Origin of the sequence: Chryseomicrobium imtechense (assembly GCF_041475995.1) — a bacterium.
Lineage (GTDB): Bacteria > Bacillota > Bacilli > Bacillales_A > Planococcaceae > Chryseomicrobium > Chryseomicrobium aureum.
Window position 1 is genome coordinate 97,236 of record NZ_JBGOBM010000009.1, and the last position, 10,733, is coordinate 107,968.

The following is a 10,733-nucleotide window of genomic DNA, read 5'->3' on the forward strand; positions in this document are numbered from 1 at the left end:
AAACGCCTCCTAGTTGTTTAAGCCAACGCGATCAAAGATCGCATCTACTTGCTGGATGTGGTAGTTGTAATCGAAACATTCTTCAATTTCCGCTGCTGAAAGCTTCTCTGAAACCGTCTTGTCTGCTTCTACAAGTGGCTTGAAGTGAGACTGTGTCTCCCAAGCGTTCATGGCAAGTGGTTGTACTGTGTCATAGGCCGCTTCACGAGACATGCCTTTGTCGATCAACGCAAGTAGTACACGTTGTGAATAAATAAGACCTAATGTCGAGTCCATGTTGCGCTTCATGTTTTCTGGGAATACCGTCAAGTTTTTCACGATGTTGCCGAAACGGTTCAACATGTAGTTCAATGTGATTGTCGCATCCGGCAAGATCACACGCTCTGCTGACGAGTGCGAGATATCACGTTCGTGCCACAGTGCAACGTTTTCCATTGCCGTCACCATATGTCCACGAAGTAATCGTGCAAGACCTGTCATGTTCTCAGAACCAATTGGATTGCGCTTGTGTGGCATTGCAGAAGATCCTTTTTGGCCTTTTGCAAAGAACTCTTCCACTTCACGTGTCTCTGATTTTTGAAGACCACGAATTTCAGTAGCAAACTTTTCAATCGAAGCACCTATCAAAGCAATTGTGCTGATGTACTGAGCGTGACGGTCACGTTGCAGTGTTTGTGTAGAGATTGGCGCTGCCGCAAGACCAAGATTGTCACATACATACTTTTCAACAAACGGATCGATATTTGCGTATGTTCCAACGGCACCCGAAAGCTTACCAGTCTCAATCACTTTCGCAGCTGCTTCAAAACGCTCAAGGTTTCGTTTCATTTCCTCGCGCCATAGTGCTAGCTTAAGACCAAACGTTGTCGGTTCTGCGTGCACTCCGTGTGTGCGTCCCATCATGACCGTGTATTTGTGTTCTTTCGCTTTGACACCTAAGATTTCAATGAAGTTTTCAATGTCACGGCGTAAAATAACGTTTGCTTGTTTGATTAAATACGAAAGCGCCGTATCGACAACATCCGTAGACGTCAGGCCGTAATGCACCCACTTCTTCTCTTCACCAAGTGTTTCGGAGACAGCACGTGTGAATGCCACCACGTCATGACGTGTCTCTTCTTCAATTTCTAAAATACGGTCAACAGAAAACGTTGCGTTTTCACGTAATACTTTCACGTCTTCTTTTGGAATCTCGCCAAGCTCAGCCCATGCTTCACACGCTAAGATTTCGACTTCCAACCATGCTTCGTATTTGTTTTGTTCTGTCCAGATAGCGCCCATTTCGGGACGTGTATAACGTTCAATCATTGTTAGTTCCTCCTATGACCAAATGCCGGTCTCTTCTAATTCAAACAATGTTCGTTCCAAGTCATCGGTCATCACTGTGATATGCCCCATTTTGCGGTCATGCTTTGCCTCTTTTTTTCCGTATAAGTGAAGTGACCATTCCGGGTGCTTCGTCAATTGGTTGGCAGCAGGTGCAACATGTTGACCTAGTAAGTTCACCATGATAGAAGACTCCCACAGAATCGGCTTTCGTAATGGCCATCCACAAACAGCGCGAATGTGTTGTTGAAACTGGGAGACGTTGCAGGCTTCAATAGAATAGTGACCTGAGTTATGCGGCCGTGGTGCCAATTCGTTGATAATCAAGTCGTCTTCGATGACGAACATCTCGACAGCGAGTGTTCCGACAAGAGAAAGGTGCTCTGCAATTTGCTTTGCAGCTTGCTCTGCTTTTTTTTCAATCGTATGTGTGACACGTGCTGGAACGATACTTTGATGCAAAATATGATTGACATGAATATTTTCAGCGATTGGCAGGATGTGACACTCTCCTGCTGCATTTCGGTGAATGATGGTTGAAATTTCTTTCGTGAATGGGATCACTTTTTCAAGTACACATGGTGTGTTGCGAATCAGTTCGGCCGCTTCAGAAAGATCTTCAGGTGATGTGAGCTTTACTTGACCTTTGCCGTCATATCCTCCGCGTGCAGTTTTCAGAATGGAAGGGTAGCCGATTTTCCCGACCTGCTCTTCCAAGTCCTCTACAGACTCGATAATGACAAACGGTGCAACTGGCACGCCTGCTTTTTCAAGTTCCATCTTCTCTATGCGACGGTCTTGCGTGATGCGAATCAGCTCTGCCCCTTGAGGAACGTATGCATAATCCATCACTTTTTTCAGGCCTTCGTAATCAATGTTTTCAAACTCATACGTGATGACGTCACTTGCTTCTGCAAGCTCTGCAAGCGCCTGTTCGTCATCATAAGCAGCGACGATCCGTATATCTGCCACCTGCCCGCATGGCGAATCCATAGCAGGATCAAGTACAGCGACGCGAAAGCCTGCTTCTTTAGCAGCAAGAGCCATCATTCGTCCTAATTGCCCGCCGCCAATAATCCCAATCGTTTGACCCGGATAAATCACTTTCGTCATACAAGGTCACCTGAACTTTCTTCAACAGCCTGGCGTGTCTTTTCGCGTCTCGCTTCTAAACGTTCTGCAACTGCAGCATCTGTCATACCGAGCATTTGCGCTGCTAGTAAACCAGCATTCGTTGCGCCAGCTTTTCCGATTGCAACAGTTGCTACCGGAACACCGCCTGGCATCTGTACGATAGAAAGTAGCGAATCTAAACCGTTCAGTGCTTTTGATTGCACAGGGACACCGATTACTGGAAGCGTCGTTTTCGCTGCTACCATTCCCGGGAGGTGCGCAGCCCCTCCAGCACCTGCGATGATCACTTGGATGCCGCGGCCACGTGCTTGCTCCGCATAAGTAAACATAGCATCTGGTGTTCGGTGTGCTGATACGACTTTCTTTTCATAAGCTATCTCAAGTTCCTCTAAGACCTCACAGGCATGTTGCATCGTTTCCCAATCACTTGTGCTGCCCATGATGACGCCAACTTTTGCTGTCATAGTGAAATCCCGCCTTTATCCGTTTATAAAACAAAAATTCCCCAAATAATCTGCTTCGGACATACGCACGAAAGCAGACTATTTGAGGAATTCATGAGGAGCCACGCATTTACCCATTCGTAAACACACCTTTCCTGCCGAAACATCAAAAGCCGCTTTCCCGCATAGTCCTGTCATTTACGGTGACATGGTAGAAACACTTAAGCCAATCCTTAAGCATATATGGGGAAATCTATTCATCAATCTATCGCTAGTTTAGCAGGCTATCAAGGCAACGTCAACCCAATAACCGAACATTAAATTTTTCTGACAATTCATCGTTCGTCTTTTAGAGGGGTGACACAAAATTCAATTTGCTGTCGTATGGGTACGGGTTGTCCGTCTTTTTCTTCGAATATGGGTACTTCACGTCTCCCAATGATTTGATAGCCTTGCTGCTGCAAGCGATCATACGCGCTTGCTACGGTTTCATTTTCGTCAATTGCGACCCACTGTTTTTTCATTCAACCACCTCACTTGTCGAGTATACCAAAATTGGGTGGTATGTGTGGGTGCAGAATCACCTTGTGCTCTAGAGCTACTTATACTCTCTGCAATTAGTTTCCATAACATGACTTCGGTAGAATAAATTTCGATTTGGGTAGAATAAAATCCGATTTCGGTAGAATAAAATCCGATTTCAGTAGAAGAACGTTCGCTCACCCAAGCGGCTCGACCTTCTCCCCATCTCAAACAAAAAACCCCACCAGCATTGGTGGGGTTCAGACACTTAGTAATTCGGTTGCATTGTGCCTGCAGTGATTTCTTCCATGTAGTGACACGCAGCTTCGTGCTCGTCCTTCATCAAATCAGAAGTACGCAGCTTTGGCTCTTCCGTGCGACACTTGTCTGTTGCAAACGGACAACGCGTATGGAAACGGCATCCTTCTGGTGGGTCGATCGGTGACGGCACATCACCTTTTAACACGATACGCTCTTTCTTCTTGTCTGGGTCCGGAACCGGAATCGCAGACAATAAGGCTTTCGTATACGGATGTTGAGGATTTTCAAACAGGCTTATCTTGTCAGCAATCTCTACAATCTTCCCAAGATACATAACAATAATCCGGTCCGAGATGTGACGAACGACACCTAGGTCATGGGAAATGAAGAGATACGTCAAGTTGAACTCTTCTTGCAGATCTTCAAGCAAATTCAGAACCTGCGCTTGAATCGATACATCAAGTGCCGATACTGCTTCATCACAGATAATCAGTTTCGGATCCACTGACAACGCACGGGCAATCCCGATACGCTGACGCTGACCACCTGAGAACTCGTGCGGGAAACGATCGGCTTGATAAGGAAGAAGCCCAACTGTTTCAAGAAGTTCTTCGATTCGTGCACGACGCTTGTTTGCAGGTAAGACCTTTTGAATTTCCATCGCTTCATTTAAAACAGATGCGACCGTTTGACGAGGATTGATCGACGCATACGGATCTTGGAAAATGATCTGCAAATCTTTGCGGTAATCACGCATCTGACGTTTACTAATATCAGCAAGGTTGACGCCTTGGAATTCAACTTTCCCTTCCGTTGGCTCTTCAAGTCGAAGAATAGAACGACCTGTTGTGGATTTCCCACAACCCGATTCCCCTACGATACTGACTGTTTCACCTTCATAGATTGTGAAACTGATATCATCAACAGCTTTTACGTGGTTGACTGTACGCCCTAAAAATCCACCTTTAATCGGGAAGTATTGTTTGAGGCCTTCAACCTTTAGCAATTCTTTTTTCGCCATAAACAGTTACCTCCTTCTCGCCTGGCCATTCGTCCGAATAGATCCAACAACGGATTTGATTTCCTGCTTCGTCTTCCATAAGCTCCGGCAACTTCGCACGACAAAGATCAGTAGCAGCTGGGCAACGTGGTGCAAAACGACATCCTGTTGGCATTTCATGTGGACTTGGTACATTTCCTTTAATAGGAACTAACTTCTCCTGGTCAATATCATGACGCGGTAGCGAGTTTAAAAGACCGATGGAATACGGATGTTTCGGTTGCTTAAACAGTGTTCGAATATTCGAATACTCTACTACTTGTCCTGCATACATAACTGCAACGTAATCACATGTCTCTGCCACAACACCAAGGTCGTGTGTAATGAAAATAACAGACATACCCAGGCGGTCTTGCAAGTCTTTAATCAACTCTAGGATTTGTGCTTGAATTGTTACGTCAAGTGCGGTAGTTGGCTCATCAGCAATCAAAATTTCTGGATCACACGCTAGTGACATGGCAATCATGACACGCTGACGCATACCACCCGAAAGCTCAAATGGATAGGCTTTCACGCGTTTTTCAGGCGACGGGATTCCAACAAGTTTTAAAAGTTCGACTGAGCGAACCATCGCTTGCTTTTTGTTCATCCCTTTGTGCGCTATTAAACTCTCACTAATTTGCTGCCCCACTGTGTAGACAGGGTTTAACGATGTCATTGGCTCTTGGAAGATCATGGAGATATCATTCCCACGCAATTCACGCATGCGCTTCTCCGTTACCTTTGTTAAATCTTCACCTTTGTAGCGGATTTCTCCACCTTTAATTTTACCGTTCTCAGCAAGCAGTCGTAGAATCGATAGAGACGTGATACTCTTCCCTGAACCTGACTCTCCAACGATTCCAATTGTCTTTCCTTTAGGAACATCAAAGCTTACGCCATCTACTGCGCGTACTTCACCTTTATCCGTAGAGAAGGACGTCTGCAGGTTTCTCACTTCAAGAACATTATCTTTTGAAATCAAGTTGAGACACTCCTTCCTAGTTTAGATCAATACGTTTATTTAAGTAGCGATATGAAATATCAACAAGTAAGTTTACAAGTACGAACAAGACTGAAATGACAAGTACAGTTCCTTGAACGATCGGGAAGTCACGTGTACGAATCGCATCAATCGTCAAACGTCCCATTCCGTTAATCGCAAAAATTGTCTCCGTCAGTACAGCTCCACCTAGGAAACCACCAAATTCAAGTCCGACAACGGTTACTACCGGGATAAGCGCATTCTTTAATGCATGACGGTAAACTACGATACGTTCTGTTAAACCTTTCGCACGGGCTGTACGGATATAGTCTTGACCAATTACCTCAAGCATAGACGAACGTGTCATTCGGGCAATGATGGCAGCTCCACCGGTTCCAAGAGTCACTACTGGTAAGACAATCTGTCTCCAGTCGTCTCCCCAACCAGATGGCCGCATTTTCAAGAACTCTAAAGACTCCGGCATCCAGTTTCCGATAGCGAACCACTGAATCAGAAGTAACCCGAACCAGAAGTTTGGCATTGAAAGACCGAATAACGCAATAATCATAACCGTAACATCGGTTAGCGTGTAATGGCGAACTGCAGAAATGATTCCCGCAATTAGCCCCAAGAATACTGCGAGTATAGTCGAATAAAAGGCGAGCTCGAAGGTCACCCAGAACCGCGCGGAGATTTCATCCATAACAGGTCGTCCTGAACGAATAGATGAACCAAGGTCTCCTTGTAATGCATTTCCTAAAAATGTTCCGTATTGAACAGGAATTGGATCATTTAAGCCAAGACGTTCACGGATGTTATCAACAGTTTGTTCAGACGCTCCCTCACCAGCAATGATTTTTGCTGGATCACCAGGTACGAGGTGCATTAACGAGAATACTAATATCGTTACCCCGAGCAGTACTGGAATGGTCTGAAGAAGTCTTCGGATAATATACTTAGTCAACGTTAGTCACCCCTATTTTTTCATTTTTGGATCTAATGCGTCACGAACTCCATCACCAAAGATATTGAACGCTAGTACTACAAGTACAATCATAAGTCCTGGGAATAATGCCACGTGGCCCGCTTCATACATGTATTGGCGACCTTCGTTTAGCATAGCTCCCCACTCTGGAGCTGGAGGCTGTGCACCAAGTCCTAAGAAGGCAAGTCCTGCACCTGTTAAAATTGCAGTTGCAATACGCAGGGATGCTTGAACAATAATTGGCGACATAACGTTCGGCAAAATATGCTTAAAGATAATCCGCAAATCGGATGCCCCTAATGCTCGCACAGCATCAATGTATTCTAATTTTTTCACAGACAAAGTAGATCCACGAACGATACGCGCAAAGGCTGGAACTGAGAAAATACCTACTGCGATAATTACATTTGTTAAACTTCCACCTAGTACAGCTACGATTGCTAAAGCTAGTAGGATACCAGGGAATGCAAGAAGGACATCCATCAAACGCATGATGATCGTATCAACTTTCCCTCCGTAATACCCTGAAACAATTCCTAAAACGACTCCAATTACTCCCCCAACAAATACTGATAAGAATCCTACATATAATGTAAGTTTCATACCAAATACGATTCGTGTGAAAATATCTCGTCCATAACTATCCGTGCCAAACCAGTGTTCAGCAGATGGGCCTTGAAGTTTGTTGGCAACACTTGTTTTGTTAGGTTGCATATCCGTGAAGGTTGAAATGATCCACGGACCGACAAATGCCATGACAATAAAAAATAGAATCATAATGCCCCCAATTAGAGCAGCTCTGTTTTTGGCAAGTCGACGCCAAAATTGCTTGAAGCTCTCAAGTTGCGGATTCACTTTTTTGGCTGTCACAGGATGATTCACTGTTTCCTCACTCATGAAGTTTACACCCTTTCTTATTTAACAATTCTGTCAAAAACGTAGACTAGCTTATTTTACAAGATTCACGCTTATATGACTAGTTTAGATTTATTGAAAAAAATGTACAAATCTCTATTATCAGAATATACAGAACAAAAATTTATTATATTAGGGAAAGCTTATTCTAAAAAGAAAGCGCGTACATTCGTTTTTCTAACTATTTTAATATAATTTAATCGCAATATATATGTATGATATTGGCAAGGAAATCATAAAAACATTATTTTTTTCATTTAACTAGAGCTATAAATCTACCCTTTTGATTGTCAAATTGGAATAAACTACCTTGTACCACAATTCAGAGTATGGTATATTATTTTTTGAATATTATGTTCACTTTAATATTCAAAACATTTAATGTATAGGGGGCAATTCACGTATGGCTATTAACAAAAAGTCACTTTTGTTCCTTCTGCTGACGCTTATGCTTGCACTAGTTCTTGCAGCTTGCGCAGGTGGTAGTAATAACGAAAACACTACTGAAGATCCAGCAGAAGAAACAGAAGGCACAGAAGGTACTGAAAATGCTGGAGCAGAAGGCGGCGACTTAATCCTTGCTGTATTATCAGATGCTTCTTCACTTGATCCTGCTGGTTCAAATGATGTTCCATCTTCAGTCGTTCAGGCAAACATCTATGAAACACTAGTTAACCGTGATGAGAACAACGAAATCGTACCAGGTCTTGCTGAGTCTTGGGAGCAAGTAGATGAAACTACTTGGTCATTCAAATTACGTGAAGGCGTTACTTTCCACGATGGTGAAGAGTTCAACGCTGAAGTTGTAAAAGCAAACTTGGATCGTATCCTTGATCCAGCTGTAGCTTCTCCACGTCTTTTCTTATTCGAAATGATTTCAAATGTTGAAGTTGTGAGTGACTACGAAGTAAACATTACTACTGAGTATCCATTCGCACCATTATTAGCTCACCTTTCACACAACGGTGGCGGTATGGTATCTCCAGCTTCTATTGAAGCAGATTATGAAGCATTAAATGGTGGTTCTGACCCAGGTTCTGTTATTTCAGAAAACCCAGTTGGAACTGGATTCTTCCAATTTGATTCTTGGACTCCTGGCTCAGAAATCAAACTTGTGAAGAATGAAAACTATTGGGGTGAAGATGGCGCGAAAGTAGATTCTGTAACATTCCGCGTTGTTCCAGATTCTCAAGTACGTGCAGCTGACCTTGAAACTGGAAACGTACACATTATCGATCCAGTTCAACCAAACGAAGTTGAGCGTATCAACAACTCTGGCGTTGCAACTGTAAATCAAAAAGCTTCTTCAAGCTTAGCTTACCTTGGATTCAATACAGAAAAAGAACCATTCAATGATCCATTAGTTCGTCAAGCAATCTCTAAAGCAATCGACCGCGAAGCAATCATCAGCGGTATCTATGATAACTACGGAATTCCAGCTATCGGGCCTCTAGCTCCTGGAATCTTTGGTTTCACTGAAGACATCGATGCTGTTGAGTACAACATGGATGAAGCACGTGCTCTTCTAGAAGAAGCAGGCATGGCTGATGGCTTCTCTACAACAATCTGGACGAACGATAACCCACAACGTCAAGCAATCGCTGTACTTGTTCAAGAAGCTCTAGCTGAATTGAATATCACAGTTGAAATTGAAGTTATGGAATTCGGTACGTACCTAGAGCAAACTGCTGCTGGTCAACACGATATGTTCATCCTAGGTTGGTCTAACCCAACTGGTGACGCTGACTACGGTATGTATGCATTGTTCCACTCTTCACAAAAAGGTAACCCAGGTAACCGTTCATTCTACGAGAACGCTGAAGTAGATGCGTTACTTGACCAAGGTCGCCAAGAACCAGATCCAGCAGCTCGTGAAGCGATCTATGCTGAAGTGGCTCAGCTCTTAACTGATGACGCTCCAATGGCATTCTTACTTCACACTGAGTATTTGACTGGTGTTTCTGATAACGTACAAGGTTTCGATATCGGTACTGATGGTATCTACCAATTACGTAACGTTACAATCAACGAGTAATCTAATTACTTGAAGAACCTCTTTCCACTTTGGTGGGAAGAGGTTTTTTTGTGTGACACTGAATATTTTTGAAAAAGCCCAGATCCACCTTACGATGCTTGCTCTAAAGATCAAAGGAAGATGGCATCGGTATGGTGGATGGTTTTTGAGAGAGCCAGATCCATCTTATGATGCTTGCTTTTCAAGATCAAAGGAAGATGGCATCGGTACGGGGGAGGGTTCTTGAAAGAACCAGATCCATCTTATGATGCTTGCTTTTCAAGATCAAAGGAAGATGGCATCGGTACGGGGGAGGGTTCTTTAAAGAGCCAGATCCATCTTACGATGCTTGTTCTAAAGATCAAATTAAAAAGGAAGAGGACAGGGGCCGCTCAATTCGAGCGGCCCCTGCGCGGTTCTTCTTAGTTTAACCTCCCACAATCATCTCCAGTTGGACCTGGCTGGTTCAAGTGCTTTCTTGCAGGAAAGGTGTGCCCTGCATCTTCTTCGAGTCGGCTCCGCCTCTAGTCTGTCTTTTACTAGAATTAGTGCGCACCACTTCAGAGTCGAGACTCGCTGCGCTAACGCGAGGCTCTAGTCATTTTCACAAGAAGCACTGTGTAGGACAGCGGGCATTCGATCACTGACAGACCAGATCTTATCAGAAATGCACTTGGAGATCTAAGGTCTTCCTAGAAACGCATTTTGTAATCAAGCATTTGCTAGAAAGAGGTCTTTGACATTTCAGGTCTTACTAGCAAGGGTTTTGTGACTGAGCGGGCGTTCTGGAGCAAATAATGTGTTTTCTAAGGCAAGTAACTTGATTTCTGCAACAAGTGACCCTTTTTCTGCAGCAAGTAAATCGATTTCTACACCCGAAGTCGTTTCATGGAAACTATTTTAGATGGAGAGTTAGTTGGATGCAGTCATTCCTGCAAGAAGGTCTTGTCTTGGACGGATGGGTCGTACTGGAGAGGGTCGGCGCGGGAAAAGATTATGTCTACTTTTTTGCACACAAAAAAGGCCACCCCTTGACGGGATGACCTTCTTCTCTGTTGCCCAGCGACGTCCTACTCTCACAGGGGGAGACCCCCAACTACCATCGGCGC

9 protein-coding genes and 1 riboswitch are annotated in these 10,733 nt (G+C 44.1%); of the genes, 1 reads left to right on the top strand and 8 read right to left on the bottom strand.

Features of this window, described 5'->3' with window-relative positions:
- Positions 1-9: 9 nt before the first annotated feature.
- From purB to nikC, 8 genes are all read right to left on the bottom strand, one after another.
- Positions 10-1,308 carry an adenylosuccinate lyase gene (gene purB, locus AB5N96_RS09970; RefSeq protein WP_204591737.1) on the bottom strand — a complete coding sequence of 433 codons (1,299 nt, stop codon included), beginning with the start codon at positions 1,306-1,308 and terminating at the stop codon, positions 10-12.
- Between the two features lie 12 nt (positions 1,309-1,320).
- Entirely contained in the window at positions 1,321-2,439 is a 1,119-nt protein-coding gene (gene purK, locus AB5N96_RS09975; RefSeq protein ID WP_204591739.1) for a 5-(carboxyamino)imidazole ribonucleotide synthase, read from the bottom strand.
- Positions 2,436-2,924: a 5-(carboxyamino)imidazole ribonucleotide mutase gene (purE, locus tag AB5N96_RS09980; protein WP_204591741.1), complete on the bottom strand. Its 489-nt coding sequence runs from the start codon at positions 2,922-2,924 to the stop codon at positions 2,436-2,438. Before purE ends, purK begins: the two co-directional genes overlap by 4 nt.
- 145 nt (positions 2,925-3,069) lie before the next feature.
- Positions 3,070-3,170: riboswitch (purine riboswitch) on the bottom strand.
- 68 nt (positions 3,171-3,238) lie between these two features.
- The gene (locus tag AB5N96_RS09985) at positions 3,239-3,427 is read right to left on the bottom strand and encodes an NETI motif-containing protein (protein ID WP_204591743.1); all 189 of its coding nucleotides are present in this window, start codon (positions 3,425-3,427) and stop codon (positions 3,239-3,241) included.
- Between the two features lie 266 nt (positions 3,428-3,693).
- Positions 3,694-4,707 carry an ABC transporter ATP-binding protein gene (locus tag AB5N96_RS09990; RefSeq protein ID WP_204592004.1) on the bottom strand — a complete coding sequence of 338 codons (1,014 nt, stop codon included), beginning with the start codon at positions 4,705-4,707 and terminating at the stop codon, positions 3,694-3,696.
- The gene (locus tag AB5N96_RS09995) at positions 4,679-5,707 is read right to left on the bottom strand and encodes an oligopeptide/dipeptide ABC transporter ATP-binding protein (RefSeq protein ID WP_204592012.1); all 1,029 of its coding nucleotides are present in this window, start codon (positions 5,705-5,707) and stop codon (positions 4,679-4,681) included. The genes AB5N96_RS09990 and AB5N96_RS09995 overlap by 29 nt, the downstream gene beginning before the upstream one ends.
- 19 nt (positions 5,708-5,726) lie before the next feature.
- Positions 5,727-6,674, bottom strand: a complete 948-nt coding sequence (locus AB5N96_RS10000) for an ABC transporter permease (protein ID WP_204592006.1) — start codon at positions 6,672-6,674, stop codon at positions 5,727-5,729.
- 12 nt (positions 6,675-6,686) lie between these two features.
- Positions 6,687-7,592, bottom strand: a complete 906-nt coding sequence (gene nikC, locus AB5N96_RS10005; RefSeq protein WP_204592008.1) for a nickel transporter permease — start codon at positions 7,590-7,592, stop codon at positions 6,687-6,689.
- Between the two features lie 421 nt (positions 7,593-8,013).
- Here nikC and AB5N96_RS10010 point away from each other — a divergent pair, with 421 nt between their 5' ends.
- Positions 8,014-9,645 (top strand): glutathione ABC transporter substrate-binding protein, encoded by a 1,632-nt coding sequence (locus AB5N96_RS10010; protein WP_204592010.1) that lies wholly within the window; start codon positions 8,014-8,016, stop codon positions 9,643-9,645.
- The last annotated feature ends 1,088 nt before the right edge of the window (positions 9,646-10,733 follow it).